The sequence below is a fragment of the Streptococcus sp. CF8_St5-17 genome, assembly GCF_024295665.1.
Lineage (GTDB): Bacteria > Bacillota > Bacilli > Lactobacillales > Streptococcaceae > Streptococcus.
The window spans coordinates 12740-33221 of the sequence record NZ_JANCOU010000002.1 but is presented as its reverse complement, the minus strand read 5'-3'; the positions used below and the strand labels follow the sequence as shown (position 1 = coordinate 33221).

Here is a 20482-nt window from a genome sequence, read left to right as displayed (position 1 = left end):
TTATCCCTTAAAAGGAAAGAGGCTATAGATTTCATGCTCCTTGATATACTTCTTTAGTATCTCCTTATTCTCTTCGATTTTTGCTTGTATATCTGTCTCTTCAAACGTTGACTCAGCAATAAAGAGGTGAATCTTCAATAGATCTGTCAAGTATAGCAAACGGCGTTCCATCTCCGATTCAGGACTTGAAGCTTGCTTGATTTTTGCAAGCTTTTGCTCCAAGCTATCACCATTCAAAAATCTCTGATGGATTCTCCTTCTTATGTTTTGAGTTGATTCCTCCCCTTGTTCTAATGGAGATAAAAGGAGTTTTTTATAGACGAGTACCTGATTTTCTGCCTCTCTTTCCAGATAGGCCAATAAAATCAGAGAGCTATCAACAAAGGTCCAAGTGTTATAATTCCCTTCAAATGGAACTTGTATGATACGATCTAATAATTCCTTAGCCATTTCCTCTTGACCATCCAGATAAAGTAAATAGGCCAGATGATTTAGCGATTCGAGATAGCTAGCTTGGGTTTTCTTATTCTTTTTTAAAATTTTATCTAAATAGAGATGTAGGTCTGGATGTTTTTCCAGTTGTTCAACTACTTCTGGTAGCTTCATTTGAAATCCTTTCTATTCTTTTTAAAAAAATTTAAAGAGATTTTAGTCAACTAATCCAACTCTGCTCGACTGAACAAGTCTTTCATAGCTTCTATATCATCGCAAAATTCTTTAAATCCTAAAGCGAATTTAGCCAAGGCGTCCACCTTGGAAGAATAGGCGCAAAACATACTTCCTTCAGGATCAAAGTCGATAGCATCGCTTAATTCAGGCATTTTTTCCTCCAAAAATACCCAAGCTAGGGATGCCCAATCGTAGCCATTTCCTTCAAATCCCTCCTCTTCTCGAGTATCAAACACTTCCTGTCTGTATTCTCCATCAGGGTAATAAATGAGCGACCCTCGAACATTTTTAGAATCCTCATCATATACAAGCAGGCTAAAAGGGGCAATTTTTTCTCCATAATTAATTCCTACTGCTCTTTATTTAAGATATGAAAGAGATCATCTCTTAGAACAATGCCATCGTCTTCTATCAAATAGGCCATGTGCTCCCAGAAGGACAATTCTTGTTCAAGAGGCTTTTCCAAGGCAAGTACTTGATCCTTCAAGTTTGCTGCAATTTCTTCGACTTCATCTTGGTCAATCTCATAAAACTTTGCTTTCAAAAGAAAGATGCTTGATAGAAAGAGCGAATAAGAGGAAACAAAAGTACGCAAGGAAGAATTGACATAGATCCTCTCTTCTTGAAAAACTTCCCTTCCTTCTCGATTGCAAAGCAAGAAGACCTGCCCCTCTTCCCCAATTACAAAAGCACCTAAAAAACACTGACCAAAAAGCCTATAACTCTCTTGCTCTCTCCTGAGTTCCACTAGTTCGTTAGCTGCTTTGACAAAAGAGAATCCCATTTTTGGATAACCCTCTAAATATGCCAGAAGGTTGAAACGTATTTCGTCAAGAGTGAGTGATTTTTCCTCTTTAGGACCTACGCTAAAACCGTACTCCTTCACCAATTCATCGATATTGACTGTCATTTTCTCTCCTTATGCTATCAGTCATCAGATACCATTTCTCTAATCAACCTAGCTAATCATTAAAGGGCATAAAGTTATCGTGCTGATTATAATAATTCAAAGCATCAACCAAGTCTTGGAGACTTGCATCTGGCTTTTCTTCAAGCGCTACGGTGAGAACATCAATCAACTGCTCTCCATAGTAGACTAGCTGGAGATCTTGCTCCGCCACATCAGCTGGGTATACATCACGGTCTTCCACTACATCCGGATAATCAGATACCCAGTAGAGTCTAGCTAGTTCCAGTTCTCCATCCTCCTTGCCATAGAGGCAAAAATCATCTGATACTAATTGATCTACGCGCACCTGCTCGATTATCTGCTCTAGTGAAAGTTCTTGGTGTTTTCGCATCCCGTCTCCTTTTCTCTGTCTCACTCTTCAACAAAAGAGTTCAAAAATTCCTCAAAAGAAGCCCATTGACCATAGATCTCAGCTTTTTCTTCTAAAACATAGAAATACACCTTGCCATAATCCTCTGACCTTAGAGAAAGTGCATAGTTGCCAGAACCAGGATCATAGGCGAAATGGAGAAGGTCTGTAGCCCTAAATCCCGCAGGTACCACCTCATCGTCAAACCATGTAAGAGACTTGCTCATTTCCTCAAGTGAATTAAAGGAATTGAAAGGAAAGAGGTGATGTTCATCGTGGACACCCATTACTTGGGGCTGGCCACCGTTGTGCTTGAGATAAAAGTCCAACATAGTTTTTGGCAATTTCTTCCCAAGAATCTCCTCAAATTGTAAAAGGTCTTCTTTTGAAATCGGTGAATCTTCATCAAGCATCCTAAACATGATAACTCCCTTCAGTTTTCTACAATTCTTCTTCCAATACCTTATCAATAAAGTCATTGACGTTTTTAGCAACTTTTTGCATTTCTAAGGAACCTAAAGCTCCCAAGTCATTTTCATAAATGCAATCATCAGAATTTTTCTTGATAAAGTAAGCCAAATCTCCTTCCTGTCCAATCATAAAGTAATCTGGCTCTACTTCCTCAATCTGATAAGTCTCATTTCGCTCTTGAAGATCCTCCTTAGCGTACAAACAGATGCCTGAATCTCCAATTTCATAGGGGTCAATCTCTTCCCACTCTGATAAAAACTGATAGTAGAGATTGGGCAAGACAAATCCAAACTCATCTCTTTTCATAGCTTACCTCCACATATTCACTGAGTATCAACTATATTACTTCAAAGACCAACCACCATCAATAGTTAGAATTTGTCCTTGCATGGCGCTCGCATTTCCACTTGCTAGGAAAAGGCTAACTTCAGCAACTTCACCTGGCTCAATCCAGCGTTTGATAGGTGTTTCACTTGCTACCCAGTCTGCCAGACCACCTGGTTCAAAGTCTGCTGCGGTCATACCAGTCTTGACTGCTCCAGGAGCAATCCCAAAGACCTGAATACCAGCTTCAGCATAGTCTAGAGCTAATTGCTTGGTAAATCCCGCCAAGGCATGTTTAGACGAGGTATAGGCGTGACCACCACCACCAGCTAGGTTTGAAGCAATGGAACACATATTGATGATGATTCCTCGCTTCTTCTCCAACATTTTAGTCAGATAATACCGTGTCAGCTCTACCGGAGTCACATAGTTGATCTCAAAGATCTCCTGAATCTCCTGAGCGCTTTGCTCAAGGAGCGGTTTGTAGTCATCCAAAACCCCAGCTGTGTTACACAAAATATCCACCTGAGGGCACCAGTCAAAAATTGGTTCCAAGTCAAGCGTTAAATCACGTTGTAAAAAGTGAAAGTCGCCTTGTAAGTCAGGCTTTTCACCCTGATCCACTCCGAAAACCTGATAACCTTTTTCTAAAAAGAGTCGAGCCTGTGCTAGGCCAATCCCTGAGCTAACACCCGTAATGAGTACACGTTTAGTCATGGACTTCCACCCAGTCTGTTGCTAGGACATCACAAGGGGTTGGACTCCACATAGAAAAACCTTCCCCTTCTCCAGATACGTTGATGAGGAAATAAGGTGTCACTTCAAGGGCAAACCCGTTTTGCTCGATAGTATCAAAGAGCTGGACATAGTTTTCAGCCCCACCCCAGCCAGTACGGACGTATTTCTTTTTAGCCTTTAGCCCCGGCAAGATTTCTTCAAATGTCATGATATTCTCCTTTATAGTTTTCTTGTTTTATTATAACAAAAAACCGTTTTTCAACGGCTTTTTGACAATTATTTTTCATGATTTCTTAAGTCTTAGTAGATTACCACTGCAAACCCGCTTCTCTGATTTCCTTTTTAGAGGCATATTTCCCATTTGGTCGATGCCATCTTCCTTTTCTATCTCTAAAGTAACCACCTGAATTACTGCTTTGTGATTCTTCTGCTGGGGCTTCAGTTTCCTGCTGTGTCTGTTCTTCTTTAGCCTTCTCTTCTGCCTCTTTTTTAGCTTTTTCTTGTGCTTCTTTTTCTTCAGCCTCTTTCTTAGCCTTTTCCTCGGCTGCTTTAACTTCAGCAGCGCGTTCTTCAGCTGATTTGACCGTATTTTTTGCAGTACCATCAGCATAATTTATTTCAGCATTTTCTGAAACATTATCCAAGGCGACATGGGTTACAGAATACTTATCAATTTTTTCCTTGCTACTACCTAATTTAATTTCAAGCAATTTTCCATCCTGATCAATTCCTACATACTGTAAGATAATCTGTCTTGGAATCAATTCATTATCCTTATAGACTGCTGTTACCTTATAATCTAGATAATAGTTTGGATGATTTGCAAGCCATGAATCTAGACCATTTTCATAATAAAGCATGCTACTTTGATTTTTGTCATCTGTTCCAGTAAAGGCCCCTGTATTTAACCAGGCTGTCATAGGAACTAGATTACGACCTTCATCGTTTAGTCCGCTAAATTGATAACCAACTAAATGACCTCGATTCATTAGCCAGGCTTCCTTTGTTCCATCACCATAATAAAATTTATAGTTATGCCAACCAACTGGATCAAAGGTTAATTTAGCTTCTCTCTTTTCTTTAGGCTCATCACTATCTTTCAGCTGAATATGGGCATAAGTTGCGCGAGATTTGGAATCCAGTTCTCCAAGTTCAAGCTGCTTTTCGTTTCTAAAAGTAAGTAAACCAGCATTCTTGTACAACTTTGTATTATCCTGCGTAGTCACTACAGTCGTTACAGGTTCAGTTACTTTCGCCTCTTCCTTATGTTTCGAGCAACCAACTGATGTCAGCAGCGAGAGAAAAACAACAGAAGTCAAAACTATTCTTTTCATTTCAAATGCCCCTATTTTATTAAAGTATTTATTATATTGTTATTTTATAAAATTCTACCATATATAGTTTGCTTTTTCAAACAATTATATAAATTTTTAAAACAAAAAGAGAGAGATAGAACCTCGCTCTTGAATGGATTACGTTTTAATTTCTATGGCAAATCATTTCCTGCTGCTAGGTATATCTCATACCATTCTTTTCGAGTTAGATTAACATTACTTGCTTGGCTGGCTTCTATCAAATGTTTAGGGTTAGTTGTTCCCACTACTGCCTGCATCTTAGCTGGATAGCGTAACACCCAAGCGATAGCAATAGCCGATGGGCTTACACCGTATTTTAAGGCTAGTCGATTTAGAACTTCATTTAGATTATGAAATTGCTCTTTTCCAACAAAATTACCCTTGAAATAGCCAAACTGCAAGACTGACCAAGCCTGAATGACCATGTCATTCAGTTTGCAGTATTCAAAGACGCTACCATCACGCAAAGCTGACTTATTACCTTCCATATTGACATGGAAACCAGCCTCAAAACCAGGCGTGAAAGCTGCACTTAGTTGTAACTGATTGATCATTAGAGGTTGTTTGACCTCTTTCTTCAGCAATTCCATCATCATAGGATTTTGATTGGATACACCAAAATCTCTAACCTTGCCCTGTTTGTGTAAGATTTCAAAAGCTTCTGCCACTTGGTCAGCTTCCATCAAGGCATCTGGACGATGGAGAAGCAAGCTATCTAGATAATCAACCTGCAATCGTTGTAGAATCCCATCAACTGACTCTAAAATATAATCTTTTGAAAAATCAAAAAAGGTAAATTCTTCTATGCGAATCCCACATTTGGACTGAATCCACATCTTTTCTCGTAGGTCAGGACGATTGTTCAACACTTGACCTAGTAATTCTTCACATTGACCTCCACCGTAGATATCTGCCAAATCAAAGGCATTGATTCCGACAGATAGGGCTGTTTCAACCAGCTCCTCCACTTCTTTAACCGATTTGTCACTGATTCGCATCATGCCGAGGACAATTTCTGATAGTTCTCTTTTATCTTGTCCAAATGAAATGTATTTCATGGCTTTTTCCTCCGTTTTTCTTCATTATAAAGCAGAATGTCTCTTTTATCAACTGACACCTCACAAAAGAAAAGAACCAGCTCAAACTGGTTCTTTTAATCTTATCCAATCACACTTCCGTTTGGTACAGCTGGATCAACTGTTAGAAGAGTTAATTTGCCATCATGTTCAGCTGAGAGGATCATCCCTTGGCTGACATATTTTTTCATCATCTTACGTGGTTTGAGGTTGGCAACGATTTGTACTTTCTTGCCGACCAATTCTTGCTCATTTGGATAGAATTTCGCAATACCAGATAGGATTTGACGATCTTCACCATCACCAGCATCTAGGCGGAATTGAAGCAATTTGTCAGAACCTTCCACTTTAGAAACTTCTTTGACTTCAGCAACACGAATTTCAACCTTGTCAAAGTCTTCAAACTTGATTTCTTCCTTGTTCAGTTTGAGTTCAACTTCATCTGGATTCCATTCTTTTTCGACTGCAGGTTTGTTTCCTTCCATTTGTTCCTTGATATAGGCGATTTCTTCTTCCATATCGAGACGTGGGAAGATTGGTGTTCCTTTGGCAACAACAGTCACACCAGCAGGGAAATCAGCCAAGCTCAAGTTTTCAAGGCTAGAAACTTCTGCTAAACCAAGTTGAGTCAAAACTGCACGACTAGTTTCCATCATAAATGGCTCAATCAAGTGCGCTACGACACGAAGGCTGGCTGCCAAGTGGCTCATCACACTTGCCAATTGGTCACGGTACGCTTCATCCTTAGCTAAGACCCAAGGTGCTGTCTCGTCGATGTATTTGTTAGTACGTGAGATAAGAGTCCAGACTGCTTCAAGTGCACGTGGATAGTCAACTGCTTCCATGTAGGTATGGTAGTCAGCGATTGATTGTTCTGCAACGTCAGCAAGAGCATTGTCAAACTCAGTTACACCTTCTACATAGGCAGGGATTTGTCCATCAAAGTACTTGTTAATCATAGAAACCGTACGGTTGAGGAGGTTTCCAAGGTCGTTTGCCAATTCATAGTTGATACGACCTACATAGTCCTCTGGAGTGAAGGTTCCGTCTGAACCAACTGGAAGGCTACGCATGAGGTAGTAACGAAGTGGATCCAGTCCATAGCGCTCTACTAACATTTCAGGATAAACGACATTCCCTTTAGACTTAGACATCTTGCCGTCTTTCATGACAAACCAACCATGGGCAATCAAACGGTCAGGTAATTTGATATCCAACATCATAAGAAGGATTGGCCAGTAGATTGAGTGGAAACGAAGAATATCCTTTCCTACCATGTGGAAGACTGTTCCGTTCCAGAACTTGTCAAAGTTGCCATGTTCATCTTGACCATAACCAAGAGCTGTCGCATAGTTAAGAAGAGCATCAATCCAAACGTAGACTACGTGTTTAGGATTTGATGGAACTGGTACACCCCATGTAAAGGTTGTACGTGATACAGCCAAGTCTTCCAATCCAGGCTCAATAAAGTTTTTCAACATTTCATTGAGACGTCCATCAGGAGTGATGAAATCAGGATGTGAATTGAAAAATTCAACTAAACGATCTTGGTATTTGCTGAGGCGAAGGAAGTAAGACTCTTCAGATACCCATTCCACTTCGTGGCCTGATGGAGCGATACCACCAGTTACATTTCCAGCTTCGTCCCGGAAAACTTCCGCAAGTTGACTTTCTGTAAAGAATTCTTCATCTGAAACTGAATACCAACCAGAGTATTCACCCAAGTAAATATCATCTTGAGCAAGCAAGCGTTCAAAAACTTGAGCCACTACTTTTTCATGGTAGTCATCTGTGGTACGGATGAATTTATCGTATGAGATATCCAGCAATTTCCAGAGTTCTTTAACTCCAACTGCCATCCCGTCAACATAGGCTTGTGGTGTGATGCCAGCTTCTTCTGCTTTTTGTTGAATCTTTTGACCATGCTCATCCAGACCTGTCAGATAAAAGACATCGTAGCCCATGAGTCGTTTGTAGCGAGCTAGGACATCACAGGCGATGGTAGTATAGGCAGAACCGATATGAAGTTTACCAGATGGATAGTAAATCGGTGTTGTAATATAAAAATTCTTTTCAGACATAATATTTCCTTTCCAGGCAAATGAAACCTGTTTTTCTAACACTTCATTATACCACATTTTTAGTGATTTTCGATAGAGAAATCCATACAAAAAACAAGATAGACAAGCGTCCATCTCGTTTTTCATCTTGATTGTCTTATTCATAACGAAGTGCCTCGATAGGATCCAGCTTAGAGGCTTTATTGGCTGGTAAAACACCAAATATCATACCGATACTAGCTGAGACCGCTAGACTAAAGAGGGCGATTGGGATGGATACACCTACTTCGATTCCTGCAATCATGTTTTGAAGTAGAATACCTGCAAGCATAGTCACCCCTGCAGCGAGCAGAAGACCGATGAAGCCACCTAACATGGTTAAAATCATAGATTCAATCAAGAACTGAACTAGAATATTCCCACGTGTTGCTCCTAGCGCTTTACGTAGACCAATCTCACGGGTACGCTCTGTCACTGAGACGAGCATAATGTTCATAACACCAGTACCACCGACAAAAAGGGAAATCCCCGCAATAGCACTAATAATCGTTGTTATGAAGCCAAAGAGTTGTTGAACTTCGTTGAAGGCTTCCGTTGCATCGGCAACCTGATACTCCCCTTGTTGGAGGCCTGCAATCTCTGTCATTTTTCTAGCCAGCTCTGGTCCTAAAGTCTGGGTCAAGCTAGTATCATTGACACGAAAGACAATATTTGAAATCTCATCTGTGTTAAAATTGACCGCTAGAGATGTATTAGTCGTAATCGGGAGCCCTCCAACGCCAAAGGTTTTTGCAGCCTTAGCTTCTTTACTTGCATAAACACCAATAACACGGTAACTGATTTCATTTACTTCAACAATCTGGTTGAGGGCATCTTTTGCTGAACCAAAAAGGCTATTGGCTAGTTCTTCATCTAGGATAATCACACTTGCGAAATCCTTATAATCTTGCGCTCTAAGTCCACGACCTGCAATAATTTCATTTTCGACCGCATCCATATAAGTGACATTCCCACCGGTCATGTTAGCGTGTTCGACCTTTTTATCCTTATAAGTCAAGGTCACATTGGCTGAGTTGGTCACATAGTAGCTATCCACTCCCTTGAGCTTAGCAGCTTCCTTGACCCAAGCTTCTTGAGGTTTTGGTGGTTCAACAATATCTTCTTCTTGTCCGCCAGACAAGGTCAGGGCAGATTGTTTTTGGGTGAAGGAACCATCTGTACTCTTGGTAGGTGAGAAAAAGACATGAATATTTTTCTGGGATTTGGTCAAATTTTTATTGACCTGACGAGACATGGAATCTCCCAAGGCCATGATAACGACAACTGAGGAAACACCGATGATGATACCAATCATGGTCAGGAAGGACCGCATCTTGTGAGCCATGATAGATGAAAAGGCAAATTTCAGATTCTGCATCTTAGTTTTCCTCCTTTTCTACGATACCACTATCAGACGAAATGACACCATCTCGGATGACGATTTGACGTTTCGCATAGGCAGCAATTTCAGGCTCATGCGTAACCATAATGATGGTTTTTCCTTCTTTGTTTAATTCAACCAAGAGTTGCATGATTTGATTTCCAGTTTTAGTATCAAGAGCTCCAGTTGGTTCATCTGCCAAAATAATCGAAGGATTGTTAACGAGAGCACGCGCTATGGCTACTCTCTGCTTCTGACCACCCGATAATTCTGATGGTAAGTGATGGCTACGCTCGGTCAGTTCAACCTTTTCCAGATATTCTTCTGCTAGTTTGCGACGTTTAGAAGCTGAAACTCCTGCATAAATCAAGGGAAGTTCTACATTTTGTAGAGCATTCATTTTGGACAAGAGAAAGAATTGTTGAAAGACGAAGCCGATTTCTTGATTTCGAACCTTGGCTAATTGTTTTTCACCCAAACCAGCTACTTCTTTTCCGTCTAGAAAATACTGACCACTTGTAGGTGTATCTAACATACCAATTGTATTCATGAGGGTAGACTTACCAGAACCAGATGGTCCCATAATAGCCACAAATTCTCCCTCATGGACTTCTAGGTTAATGTCTTTAAGGACTTGAAGTTCTTGATCACCATTTCGATAGCTTCGGCAGATATTTTTGAGGCTAATTAGTTGCTTCATCAGTCTTCACCTCTTTTCCTTCTTGCAAGGAAGCTGTCGGATTACTGATGACTTTTGCTCCATCTGTCAGACCAGATGTGATTTCTTGATTTTCTGCATCTGCATTGCCCAATCCAACTTCAACTTTTTTGGCCTTTTGATTTTCATCAAGAATCCAAACATAGTTTTTATCTTCTTCCATCACAATGCTAGTAATCGGTACAAGCAATGCTTTACTCATGCTTTTGACTTCGACACTGACAGTAAAACCTTGTTTCAGATCACCAATTTCACTAGTTACATCGACCGTATATGGATATTTAGAACCTGTGTTTGAACCAGCTAAGCTACTGCTTGCTTCACTACTGTTCTTTGGATAATTTGAAATATAGCTAATCTTACCATTCCAAGTTTTATCTGGGTAAACCTTTGAAGTAAAGGTAACTTCTTGGCCTACAGATAGATTGGCAAGGTTGTACTCAGAAAGTTCTCCCTTGACCTGCAAATTGTCGTTACTAACGATATGCACCAATACTTGGCTATTTCCTGTTGGAGATTTTGAAACATTGCGATTGACTTCAACAACTGTACCTTCTACTGTGCTCAAAACTGTAGCGGCATCCAACTGAGCCTGGGCTTTTTCAAGTTGTGCCACTGCGTCTGCACGAACATCACGGGCATCACTGATTTGTGAATCAATAGAAGCTGTAGCTGATGTAGATGATTGCGCTTGGGTTTGGTCCGTAGCGCCTTCAATACCTGCTTGAGGGAGTACAGGTGTTGCTGCAGCAGTATTTCGAGCCTCATTCAATTCATTGATATGACGGTCAGCTTTCGCAACTGCACGACTGGCAGCATCATAGGCAGCCTGAGCTTCTGTACTACTATACTTAACAAGGGCTTGGCCTTCACTTACCTTATCTCCGACAGAGACCGAAACCTCATCCAAGTCACCTTTACTAGCATCATAATAAACATATTGTTCTTTTTGAGCTGTTACGGTACCAGATAAGAGAACTGATGAAGCCACTGATCCCTCTTTGGCAAGAACGACTTTTGCAGTTTCGTCTTGTGTTGCAGCTTGATTTGGTTGTCTCAATAGAAGAACAGCAGCTGCTCCTACTACAAGAACTGATGTAACTCCGATAGCTGTAAATAAGGGCCATTTTTTAGCTTTTGACTTCTTTTTCATATCCATACCTCTTTTATAAACATATATTAAGATTATAGCACAAGTCCTAAAAATGGACAATTGCTTTCTGACCATCCAAAAATAATTGCCAAATCTTTTATTGTTGTGTTAGTTATATAATACAACTTCTTTTTTATTTTTGCAAGCATTTTCTTAAGAAATTTAAGCGTAGCAGATTTTTGCATTGACTTTCAAAAAAAGATAGAATATGACTAGAAAACAACTAAAGGAGCTTTCAATGAAAGAATATGATATTATCGCCATCGGAGGAGGTAGCGGGGGTATTGCTACCATGAATCGTGCTGGCGAACATGGTGCTAAAGCCGCAGTTATTGAAGAAAAGAAATTAGGGGGAACTTGTGTCAATATAGGGTGCGTTCCTAAGAAAATCATGTGGTATGGAGCACAAATTGCAGAGAGTATCCACAAATATGGACCTGACTATGGTTTCACAAGTACTGACAACGAATTTGATTACGCAACACTTCGTAAGAATCGTGAAGCTTATATTGACCGTGCTCGCTCGTCTTACGATGGAAGCTTCAAGCGCAACGGGGTTGATTTGATTGAAGGACGTGCTGAGTTCGTTGATGCTCATACTGTCAGTGTTAATGGCGAATTAATCCGTGCTAAGCATATTGTGATTGCGACTGGAGCTCATCCTCATATCCCTGCTATTCCTGGTGCTGAACTAGGCGGTAGCTCAGATGATGTCTTCGCCTGGGAAGAGTTACCTGAATCGGTAGCTATTCTAGGTGCTGGTTACATTGCTGTAGAATTGGCTGGCGTACTCCATACCCTTAGCGTACAGACTGATTTATTTGTCCGTCGTGAACGTCCACTTCGTGGATTTGATAGTTATATTGTTGAGAGCTTGGTTCAAGAAATGGAAAATACTGGACTAAAACTCCATACTCATAAAGTTCCTGCTAAACTTGAAAAAACCGAAGAAGGCATTCGAATTCATTTTGAAGATGGTAGCACGCATACTGCTAGTCAAGTTATTTGGGCTACAGGTCGTCGTCCAAATGTTGAAGGACTCAATCTAGAAAAAGCAGGCGTTACCCTCAATGAACGTGGTTTCATCAAAGTTGATGAATACCAAAACACAGTCGTTGACGGTATCTATGCTCTTGGGGATGTCACAGGCGAAAAAGAACTAACACCTGTCGCTATCAAAGCTGGTCGTACTCTCTCAGAAAGACTATTCAATGGCAAAACAAATGCCAAAATGGACTATACAACTATTCCAACTGTTGTCTTTTCACATCCAGCTATCGGAACTGTCGGTATGACTGAGGAAGAAGCTGTCAAAGAGTATGGACAAGAAAACATCAAAGTCTATACTTCAAAATTTGCATCTATGTATTCTGCCGTTACTAGTCACCGTCAAGAAGCTCGCTTCAAGCTCGTTACAGCTGGTGCAGACGAAAAGGTAGTTGGACTTCATGGTATCGGCTATGGCGTCGATGAAATGATCCAAGGTTTCGCAGTTGCTATCAAGATGGGAGCTACAAAAGCAGACTTTGATGCTACTGTCGCTATCCATCCAACTGGTTCAGAAGAGTTTGTGACTATGCGTTAATCCCCCAAAGAAACCTCTTGGTCTCTTTTTTATCTCAATCGGCCGTTACAAGTTTGTAACCTTTTATTTTAAAATAGGTTGACAATTTTGTCTCATCCATTATAATAGTTACTATAAATTAAAAAAGAGGTTAACAATTTTGAAAAAAGCACATATTTACGCTATCCCAGCTATCGGGGCTGCACTGATTGCTGTATTGGCCCAAATCAGTATGCCGATTGGTCCAGTTCCTTTCACTCTGCAAAACTTTGCTATCGGACTCATCGCTACTGTTTTTAGACCTAGAGAAGCTGTTCTATCTGTCGGAATTTATCTCTTACTTGGGGCTATTGGCCTACCGGTCTTTGCTAACGGTGGAGCTGGATTTCACGTTTTGGTTGGACCAAGCGCTGGTTATCTTTGGTTCGATCTTGTCTATGCAGGGCTTGCTTCCTATCTCATTCACACCAATAGTGGTGTTCTACGTATTTTCTTTGCAAATCTCTTGGGAGATTCACTTGTCTTTGTAGGTGGTATTCTCAGTCTCCACTTCTTAGCTGGAATGCCTTTTGATAAAGCACTGGCTGTCGGTGTCATTCCTTTTATCATACCTGATCTTGCCAAAATTGTAGCCATTAGCTTCATCAGCCGACCACTACTCCAACGTCTTCGTACACAAACTTATTTTTCAAACAAATAATAGAGGCCGGGATTTTTCCCAGTCTCTTTTTGATTCATCTTAGATGAATGTTTATTGATTCTTGAAAGCATCCACCATGACTTGAAACTCTTCGTTTGATAGGGTAATTCCCTTCCCCATCTTGGTGTGGTCAGGACTCCAGCTACGAATGTCAAACTTTGCTGGTGCACCATTAAAGCTGACACGATTGATTTCTTTAGTCCATCCTTTTTCGTTTTCAGATAGAGTGAGTAAGTGTTCTTCGATTTCAAATGTAAATTCTGCCATGTTCTTCTCCTTTTTGTTCTCAATTGATTATTCGAAAAATCTTGTAGATTTCATAAAATTTTTATATAATGATGTAAAGAAGGGAGGCCGGAATGAACGATTTATTAAAACAGGCTATGCAAAAAGTCCATGATTTTGTCAATGGACATGAAGATTCCATTCCTGAAAAAAGCGATCCCCTAATTGCTAGACTTGAAGAAGCCCTAGCCCAAAAAAAGGCTGTACATATCATCTTTGCGGAAACGAGTTTTACAGGCGATATTATCAAGTATGATACTGACCGCCAACAAATTATTGTTAAAAATTTCGCCAAAAACGTCAGCCGTATTATTCGAGTGTCGGATATTCGAAGGGTAACTTTCGTTCCCTCTACTATCCAAACGGCCCAAAAAAGAAGATTTAAGAAAGAGTGAGACACTTTTATCATCTCACTCTTTTTCTATTAACGAATTTGTTCAAAATGAAGGTGAACAGCGATGTGGTCGCCGTAACCACTTCTCTCCAAATCACGTTGCAAACGGTAAGAGATATAGTGTTCTGCAATAGTAATATATCCTGCACCTAGTAAGCGGTGCTCAACCATTGATTGGATCATACTGATAGTTGCACGTTCTACTTTTGCTTCTTCCAAATCCAAAACAACCTTTTTAGTAACTTGAGCTAGATTTTGGCGCAAATCGTCCGTCAATACATAGACTGTTTGAGCTGCCTTAAGGATGGCTTGGTAGATTTTATCTGGATCAAAATCAGCGACTTGTCCATCACGTTTAATTACTTGCATAGGTTTCTCCTTTTAATTGTTATTTTCTTTAATTTCTGCTAACATTTTCTCTTCTTCTGCTGTCAGTTCATACTCTTCCAGCAAATCAGGTCTACGTTGGTAGGTTTTCTTGAGGCTCTCATAGAGTCGCCATTGACGTATATTTTCATGGTGTCCACTCATGAGCACATCCGGAACTAACATACCACGAAAATCGTAAGGCCGCGTGTATTGAGGATATTCCAAGAGACCTGATGAAAAGCTATCATCCTGGTGACTTGCTTCCTTCCCGATAACTTCTGGAATCAAGCGAACCGTCGCATCAATCATGGTCATTGCAGCTAGTTCTCCACCGGTCAAGACATAATCTCCAAGAGATATCTCATCTGTTACCAAGGTCTTAATCCGTTCATCATAACCTTCGTAGTGCCCACAGATAAAGATGAGTTCCTCTTCTTGAGCTAAATCTTCCGCATAGGCTTGGTCAAACTGCTTACCGGCTGGATCCAATAGAATCACGCGCGGATTCTTTTTTTCAATGGCATCAAAGGCATCAAAGATGGGTTGCGCTCTTAGCAACATCCCTTGACCACCACCGTAGGGTTCATCGTCAACATGACGGGCCTTTTCAGCGTAGTCACGAAAATTATGGTAGTGGATATCTAAGAGTCCTTTTTCTCGAGCCTTTCCAACGATGGAATGTTCTAAGGGTGTGAACATTTCTGGAAAGAGGGTTAAAATATCAATCTTCATCGTCTAACCCTTCTAAGAGTTCAACATCCACACGGTTATTAGGAATATCTATATTAAGGACAACAGGCGGAATATAGGGCAAGAGTAGGTCTCGTTTGCCTTTTCGTTTGACTACCCAGACATCATTGGCACCTGGCTGAAGGATTTCCTTGATGGTTCCAATCAAGTTATCCCCCTCATAGACTTCTAAACCGATAATTTCGTGGTAGTAAAATTCACCATCATCAAGATCATTGAGATTCTCCTCAGCAACCTTTAGACTGTAACCCTTGTATTTTTCAATGTCATTGATATGGTACATATCCTTGAACTTGATGATATCGAAGGTTTTTTGTTTACGGTGGCTTGCAATGACCACTGTTCGCACAAATTGATCTTTCTCATCAAATAAGGCTAACTCTGCCCCTTTTTTAAAGCGTTCTTCAGCAAAATCTGTCACTGACAAGACTCGCATCTCACCTTGCAAGCCCTGAGTATTGACAATTTTCCCAACGTTAAAGTAGTTCATCTGATCTCCTGTATCTGTTTCTCCCTTTATTTTATCATGTTACAGGGATTTTCACAAGTTGGAGAAAAGGGGAACTATGGAAGGTTTTTATCTAAAAAGCTTTCCAAATCCTGTACATGCTGATACTTGATGGCTGCCTTTTTGTCTTTTTCAAAAATGGTCTTCGTTAGGTCAATATCGTTGATAGCTGCAATTGCCACTGTATAGTGAATGATATCTGCCAACTCCTTTGCCAATTCCTCGTTTGAATCTTGGACACCCTCTTTTCTACCGGAACGTCCATTTAAAACCTCAGCGACTTCTCCAACTTCTTCAACTAGTTTTATAAAGAGCCCTTCTTCTGTCCTAGATTGTTGATAATGGTCAAGTAAGTATTCCTCTAGTTGTCTAACTGTTAAATCTCTCATTTCTTCTCCTTGCAAAAAAAGCGAGATATCATCCCGCTTTTCTTATTTTTCGTCAATAACGATTCTAACTTTTTTGTCTTCAGTTGGGACAGAGTAGACAATCGTTCTTATCGCAGAAATAGTGCGACCCTTACGACCGATTACACGACCCACATCGCTTTGGTCAAGATCCAAATGATATTCCAAAAATTCTGGTGTATCTTCAATCTTGATAGTTAAGGCATCTGGTTGTGAAATCAAAGGTTTCACAATTGCAATAATAAGATTTTCAATCGTATCCATCTGTCAACCTACTTTAAACTTATTTTGAGAATTTAGAATCGTGGAATTTCTTCAATACGCCTTCTTTTGAAAGGATGTTACGAACTGTATCTGAAGGTTGAGCTCCATCAGCCAACCATGCCAAAATACGGTCTTCTTTCAAAGTTACTTGGTTTTCTTCAACAAGTGGGTTGTAAGTTCCAACTGTTTCGATGAAACGTCCGTCACGCGGTGAACGTGAATCTGCTACGTTAATACGGTAGAAAGGTTTTTTCTTAGAACCCATACGAGTCAAACGGATTTTTACTGCCATTTTTAATATCTCTTTTCTTTTATTTTTTAGTTCGGTGAAATAGCTAAGCTATTTAGCACATGTTCTATTATATCAGATTTCTGAGAGGTGTCAAGAAAAAAACTTGACAGAGTTTAAATATTTTTAATTTTTTTTTGAAATTTGTTAGACTGGTAAGGAAAAAAGAAAGAGAAAGAGAAATTTTATGAATACTACTTTAAATTCTATCTATAAAGACTACCCTGTCAAGCCCTATATCTCTCCTAATCGTGATATGGAGGCTTGGCTACTAAACCCTAAGCCTGTTCCAAAACGCAATATGGAACTACTAGAGGACGATCTTCTTGCAGGTGATATTATCCTCCTCTGGAGAATCAACTTTGGAACTTTCACCACTGAAACTTGGTTTCCAAAGTATTTTGAGTATACTTATGGAATTGACGCACCAAAACATTTAGATAAGCTTGTTGAAAAAGGCTATGCTCTTGTCGAAACTGCTTTTGAATCGCTGAATCATATCAATGCTACTATGAAAAAGAATATCCTAAAAAAGAAGGGAGTTACTGGACTTTCCAAAATGAAGGCTTCCGACTTGGATCAAGCCCTTCATAACCATTTTTCAGAAGAGGAATTAGCTAGTCTCTTTTCCATTCGAGGTTATAAACTAACTCCAAAAGGAGAACAGGCTCTCAAGGACCATCAGGCAATCATTGACCGCCATCCTAAAAAGAATCTTTAATCAACCAAGACTGGTTGATTTTTTTTGTAAATTTTCAAAAGACTTACAAATCATTATAATTATTGACAAACACTTACAGAAAGAGTATAGTATTTAAAAAAGGAGGAATTCCTATGTACCAAGAACAACGATTAGAAGAAATCATAAAACTTTTAGAGGATAGAGGAAGTCTATCAGCAAAAGAAATGGTTGAACATTTCCATGTTTCCAAAGATACCATCCGTAGAGATTTTGCAATTCTCGCAAAGGAGAAACGAGCAAAAAGAACTCATGGAGGTTTATTGCCAATTCAAAAGCAAAGGATTCTTGGTTTCCAAGGTCGAGCAGAACAATCTTCTAAAGAAAAAGCGAAAATTGCTCATTTAGCTACCCAACTCATTTCTGATTCACAATTAATTTTCTATGATGTTTCAACAACTGTACTTGAGTTAGCAAAAATAACAGATAAAAAAGTTACTATTTTCAGCCATTCATTGGATAATGCACTGGTCTTAGGAGAAAATGAAAATGTTGATTTTCACATTATCGGTGGACGATTTCATAAAAAGAATCGTTTCTATTACTCATTAGAAGAATCCGAATCTTTGAATAGAATTAAATTTGACATAGCATTTTTTGGTGCAGCTAGTCTTTCAGACGGACAAGTTAGCTTTGAGGATCAAGAAGATGTTCTCATGAAAAAAAGAGCATTTAAAACTAGTAAAATTCGCGTCTTGTTAGCTGAAACTAGCAAAATAAACAAACACTCTCATTATATTCTTTCCGAACTTACTGATTTTGATTATTGGATTACAGACAAAGAACCCGACTTAGAAATTCAACAATCTTTAGATGGCAAAACAACTATTCTATTTTAATAAAAAGGAGAAAAATATGTCAGTAATAAAGTTAATCATGAGTGATATTGACGGTACTATTTTGGATAAAAATCACCAAGTAGATTCTCATTTGATAGAACTGATGCCACTTTTAAAACAATGTGATATTCCTTTTGTTTTAGCTTCTGCTAGATCTCCTCTCGGTATAGCGCCAATTTCTAAAGAGCTTGGCATCACCGACTGTCCCATTGCCTGCTATAATGGAGCACTCATCAGTTTAGGAGATAAAATCCTAAGTCAGCATTCTATTGATAAAAGCGAATTGCTCTTACTTCATGACTTCTTAAAAAAAGAATTCCCGACAGTTTCTATCAATGTTTATTCTGGAAAAGATTGGCTTGTGAATACTATTGATGAATGGGTAGAAATCGAAGCAACTATTACTGGAGAAAGTCCAAAAGTTACATCTTTAGCAGATTTTATAAAAGACGAGAAAACTCTTGTTCATAAACTTTTACTAATAGATAACGCATCTACTATCCAGAAACTTAAAGAGACATTAGCAACCATGGATTTCCCTCAAACCGACTTCTATCTCTCTAAAGATAACTATCTAGAAGTTACACATAATCAAGTATCCAAAAAACAAGCTTTATTAGAATTAGCCAAGTATTATCAACTATCACTTACTGAAATTATGACGATTGGAGATAATTATAATGACATTCCAATGATTGAGACTGCTGGACTTGGTGTTGCAATGGGAAACGCTCCTACAGAAGTTAAAACTTGCGCAAATACAGTAACAGATTCTAATGATCAAAATGGTGTAAGTAAGGCCATAAAATTGTATGTACTATCGGAATCATCACAATTGAATATTTGAAATCCTCTTCTTTTTAGGGTACAATGGAAAAAATTATTTTTGAGAGGATTAACATGAAAAAATTAGCTACACTACTACTCATTTCTACCTTTGCCCTTGGTGGATGTACAAGTATCCAACGTACACTTCGTGGTGATGATTACGTGGATTCTAAGATTGCTGCTGAAGAGAGTTCGAAAGCTGCTGCCCAAGCAGAAAAAGATTTGAAAGATGCTTTAACAAATGAAAATGCCAACTTCCCTCAACTTTCTAAGGAAGTAGCTGAAGACGAAGCTGAAGCTATCCTTCACACAAGTTTGGGTGATATTCGTATCAAACTTTTTCCAAAACTGGCACCTCTTGCAGTTGAAAATTTCCTTACTCATGCTAAAGAAGGATACTACAATGGTGTTACTTTCCACCGTGTAATTGATGGATTTATGATTCAAACCGGAGATCCAAAAGGGGATGGGACAGGTGGCGAATCTATCTGGCACGATAAGGATAAAACTAAAGACAAGGGAACAGGTTTCAAAAACGAAATCTCTCCATACCTCTATAATATCCGCGGTTCCCTATCTATGGCCAATACTGGTCAACCAAGCTCAAATGGTAGCCAGTTCTTCATCAACCAAAGTACAACAGACTATTCAGCTAAACTTCCTACAAATAGCTATCCTAAGAAAATTATCGAAGCCTACAAAGAAGGTGGAAATCCAACTCTTGATGGGAAACACCCCGTCTTTGGTCAAGTCATTGATGGGATGGATGTAGTAGATAAAATTGCCAAGGCTGAAAAAGACGAAAAAGACAAACCAACTACTGCTATCACTATCGACAGTATCGAAATTGTTAAAGACTACGATTTCAGTAAACAATAACACCATTAACTATAAGGAGTATAAAAATGATTCTATTTTGGGGGTCAAAAGGTTACCAAAAAGTGTTGGGACATACACAAACTGCTATCGAATGTGACCATTGTAACAATGTTGGTACTTGGGAAATTACGGAATACGGACGTAAGTTTACTCTTTACTGGATTCCTCTCTTTCCTTATGGAAAAACTTATTTCGTTTCTTGCCCGATTTGTCACTACGGTAGAGAAATCCAAAAATCCGAAATTGAACAATATCTAAACTATTAAAAAAGATAGGTCATTCGGCTTATCTTTTTTTATTTACATTTTTATGTAAACGCTCTCTTTTTTGTTTCAAACAAATATGATATAATTTAGTCAATAGT

The 20482-nt window shown here is 39.3% G+C and carries 29 protein-coding genes; 8 read left to right on the top strand and 21 right to left on the bottom strand.

Annotation, left to right across the window (positions count from 1 at the left end; all coding sequences use genetic code 11):
• The 14 genes from NMM19_RS02450 to NMM19_RS02385 form a co-directional block, all read right to left on the bottom strand.
• Entirely contained in the window at positions 1-606 is a 606-nt protein-coding gene (locus NMM19_RS02450) for a DUF6707 family protein (protein WP_254729746.1), read from the bottom strand.
• A 50-nt stretch (positions 607-656) separates the two neighbouring features.
• Positions 657-905: an Imm51 family immunity protein gene (locus NMM19_RS02445; protein WP_254729745.1), complete on the bottom strand. Its 249-nt coding sequence runs from the start codon at positions 903-905 to the stop codon at positions 657-659.
• A gap of 113 nt (positions 906-1018) precedes the next feature.
• Entirely contained in the window at positions 1019-1579 is a 561-nt protein-coding gene (locus NMM19_RS02440; protein ID WP_254729743.1) for an SUKH-4 family immunity protein, read from the bottom strand.
• 52 nt (positions 1580-1631) lie between these two features.
• Positions 1632-1970: a hypothetical protein gene (locus NMM19_RS02435; protein ID WP_254729741.1), complete on the bottom strand. Its 339-nt coding sequence runs from the start codon at positions 1968-1970 to the stop codon at positions 1632-1634.
• A gap of 20 nt (positions 1971-1990) precedes the next feature.
• Positions 1991-2410, bottom strand: coding sequence for an SMI1/KNR4 family protein (locus NMM19_RS02430; protein WP_254729739.1), 420 nt, complete (start codon positions 2408-2410; stop codon positions 1991-1993).
• Positions 2411-2429: 19 nt separating this feature from the next.
• Positions 2430-2765 carry a hypothetical protein gene (locus NMM19_RS02425; protein ID WP_254729737.1) on the bottom strand — a complete coding sequence of 112 codons (336 nt, stop codon included), beginning with the start codon at positions 2763-2765 and terminating at the stop codon, positions 2430-2432.
• 36 nt (positions 2766-2801) lie between these two features.
• Entirely contained in the window at positions 2802-3500 is a 699-nt protein-coding gene (locus tag NMM19_RS02420) for a 3-oxoacyl-ACP reductase (RefSeq protein WP_254729735.1), read from the bottom strand.
• The gene (locus tag NMM19_RS02415) at positions 3493-3729 is read right to left on the bottom strand and encodes a DUF2829 domain-containing protein (protein ID WP_074324209.1); all 237 of its coding nucleotides are present in this window, start codon (positions 3727-3729) and stop codon (positions 3493-3495) included. Before NMM19_RS02415 ends, NMM19_RS02420 begins: the two co-directional genes overlap by 8 nt.
• A 100-nt stretch (positions 3730-3829) precedes the next feature.
• The gene (locus NMM19_RS02410; RefSeq protein WP_225750183.1) at positions 3830-4855 is read right to left on the bottom strand and encodes a DNA/RNA non-specific endonuclease; all 1026 of its coding nucleotides are present in this window, start codon (positions 4853-4855) and stop codon (positions 3830-3832) included.
• Between the two features lie 152 nt (positions 4856-5007).
• Positions 5008-5934, bottom strand: a complete 927-nt coding sequence (locus NMM19_RS02405) for an aldo/keto reductase family oxidoreductase (RefSeq protein WP_254729732.1) — start codon at positions 5932-5934, stop codon at positions 5008-5010.
• 101 nt (positions 5935-6035) lie between these two features.
• On the bottom strand, positions 6036-8033 hold the full coding sequence (gene metG / locus NMM19_RS02400; protein ID WP_254729730.1) for a methionine--tRNA ligase: 1998 nt from the start codon (positions 8031-8033) through the stop codon (positions 6036-6038).
• A 136-nt stretch (positions 8034-8169) separates the two neighbouring features.
• Positions 8170-9429 (bottom strand): ABC transporter permease, encoded by a 1260-nt coding sequence (locus NMM19_RS02395; RefSeq protein ID WP_214261722.1) that lies wholly within the window; start codon positions 9427-9429, stop codon positions 8170-8172.
• Between the two features lies 1 nt (position 9430).
• Positions 9431-10132 (bottom strand): ABC transporter ATP-binding protein, encoded by a 702-nt coding sequence (locus NMM19_RS02390; protein WP_049494612.1) that lies wholly within the window; start codon positions 10130-10132, stop codon positions 9431-9433.
• Positions 10116-11303 carry an efflux RND transporter periplasmic adaptor subunit gene (locus NMM19_RS02385; RefSeq protein ID WP_254729728.1) on the bottom strand — a complete coding sequence of 396 codons (1188 nt, stop codon included), beginning with the start codon at positions 11301-11303 and terminating at the stop codon, positions 10116-10118. The genes NMM19_RS02390 and NMM19_RS02385 overlap by 17 nt, the downstream gene beginning before the upstream one ends.
• A gap of 238 nt (positions 11304-11541) precedes the next feature.
• On the opposite strand from NMM19_RS02385, the gene gor reads away from it, so the two are divergent.
• Both gor and NMM19_RS02375 read left to right on the top strand, forming a co-directional pair.
• Positions 11542-12888, top strand: coding sequence for a glutathione-disulfide reductase (gene gor / locus NMM19_RS02380; protein ID WP_254729726.1), 1347 nt, complete (start codon positions 11542-11544; stop codon positions 12886-12888).
• A gap of 139 nt (positions 12889-13027) precedes the next feature.
• Positions 13028-13567 (top strand): biotin transporter BioY, encoded by a 540-nt coding sequence (locus NMM19_RS02375; RefSeq protein ID WP_049494609.1) that lies wholly within the window; start codon positions 13028-13030, stop codon positions 13565-13567.
• A 51-nt stretch (positions 13568-13618) separates the two neighbouring features.
• Here NMM19_RS02375 and NMM19_RS02370 read toward each other — a convergent pair whose 3' ends face one another.
• On the bottom strand, positions 13619-13834 hold the full coding sequence (locus NMM19_RS02370; RefSeq protein WP_006145796.1) for a YdbC family protein: 216 nt from the start codon (positions 13832-13834) through the stop codon (positions 13619-13621).
• A gap of 92 nt (positions 13835-13926) precedes the next feature.
• On the opposite strand from NMM19_RS02370, the gene NMM19_RS02365 reads away from it, so the two are divergent.
• A complete protein-coding gene (locus tag NMM19_RS02365) occupies positions 13927-14247 on the top strand; it encodes a hypothetical protein (RefSeq protein ID WP_254729724.1) in 321 nt (106 codons plus the stop codon).
• A 29-nt stretch (positions 14248-14276) separates the two neighbouring features.
• Here NMM19_RS02365 and NMM19_RS02360 read toward each other — a convergent pair whose 3' ends face one another.
• The 6 genes from NMM19_RS02360 to rpsP form a co-directional block, all read right to left on the bottom strand.
• Complete coding sequence (locus NMM19_RS02360; RefSeq protein ID WP_004253071.1) at positions 14277-14615, bottom strand: ATP cone domain-containing protein; 339 nt, start codon at positions 14613-14615, stop codon at positions 14277-14279.
• Between the two features lie 12 nt (positions 14616-14627).
• On the bottom strand, positions 14628-15347 hold the full coding sequence (gene trmD / locus NMM19_RS02355; protein WP_070888710.1) for a tRNA (guanosine(37)-N1)-methyltransferase TrmD: 720 nt from the start codon (positions 15345-15347) through the stop codon (positions 14628-14630).
• A complete protein-coding gene (gene rimM, locus NMM19_RS02350; RefSeq protein WP_254729722.1) occupies positions 15337-15855 on the bottom strand; it encodes a ribosome maturation factor RimM in 519 nt (172 codons plus the stop codon). The genes trmD and rimM overlap by 11 nt, the downstream gene beginning before the upstream one ends.
• Positions 15856-15929: 74 nt before the next feature.
• Positions 15930-16262 (bottom strand): MazG nucleotide pyrophosphohydrolase domain-containing protein, encoded by a 333-nt coding sequence (locus NMM19_RS02345; RefSeq protein ID WP_254729720.1) that lies wholly within the window; start codon positions 16260-16262, stop codon positions 15930-15932.
• A 42-nt stretch (positions 16263-16304) separates the two neighbouring features.
• A complete protein-coding gene (gene kphA, locus NMM19_RS02340) occupies positions 16305-16544 on the bottom strand; it encodes an RNA-binding protein KphA (RefSeq protein ID WP_000379617.1) in 240 nt (79 codons plus the stop codon).
• Between the two features lie 19 nt (positions 16545-16563).
• The gene (gene rpsP, locus NMM19_RS02335; protein WP_004253064.1) at positions 16564-16836 is read right to left on the bottom strand and encodes a 30S ribosomal protein S16; all 273 of its coding nucleotides are present in this window, start codon (positions 16834-16836) and stop codon (positions 16564-16566) included.
• Positions 16837-17020: 184 nt separating this feature from the next.
• Here rpsP and NMM19_RS02330 point away from each other — a divergent pair, with 184 nt between their 5' ends.
• The 5 genes from NMM19_RS02330 to NMM19_RS02310 all read left to right on the top strand — a co-directional run bounded on the left by NMM19_RS02330 (position 17021) and on the right by NMM19_RS02310 (position 20384).
• Entirely contained in the window at positions 17021-17554 is a 534-nt protein-coding gene (locus tag NMM19_RS02330; protein ID WP_254729718.1) for a hypothetical protein, read from the top strand.
• A gap of 113 nt (positions 17555-17667) precedes the next feature.
• Complete coding sequence (locus NMM19_RS02325) at positions 17668-18411, top strand: DeoR/GlpR family DNA-binding transcription regulator (protein WP_254729716.1); 744 nt, start codon at positions 17668-17670, stop codon at positions 18409-18411.
• A gap of 16 nt (positions 18412-18427) precedes the next feature.
• Positions 18428-19258: an HAD family hydrolase gene (locus NMM19_RS02320; protein ID WP_254730011.1), complete on the top strand. Its 831-nt coding sequence runs from the start codon at positions 18428-18430 to the stop codon at positions 19256-19258.
• A gap of 53 nt (positions 19259-19311) precedes the next feature.
• Positions 19312-20118 (top strand): peptidylprolyl isomerase, encoded by an 807-nt coding sequence (locus tag NMM19_RS02315; protein WP_254729714.1) that lies wholly within the window; start codon positions 19312-19314, stop codon positions 20116-20118.
• Positions 20119-20144: 26 nt separating this feature from the next.
• Positions 20145-20384, top strand: a complete 240-nt coding sequence (locus tag NMM19_RS02310) for a zinc-ribbon domain-containing protein (RefSeq protein WP_254729712.1) — start codon at positions 20145-20147, stop codon at positions 20382-20384.
• Positions 20385-20482 lie beyond the last annotated feature (98 nt).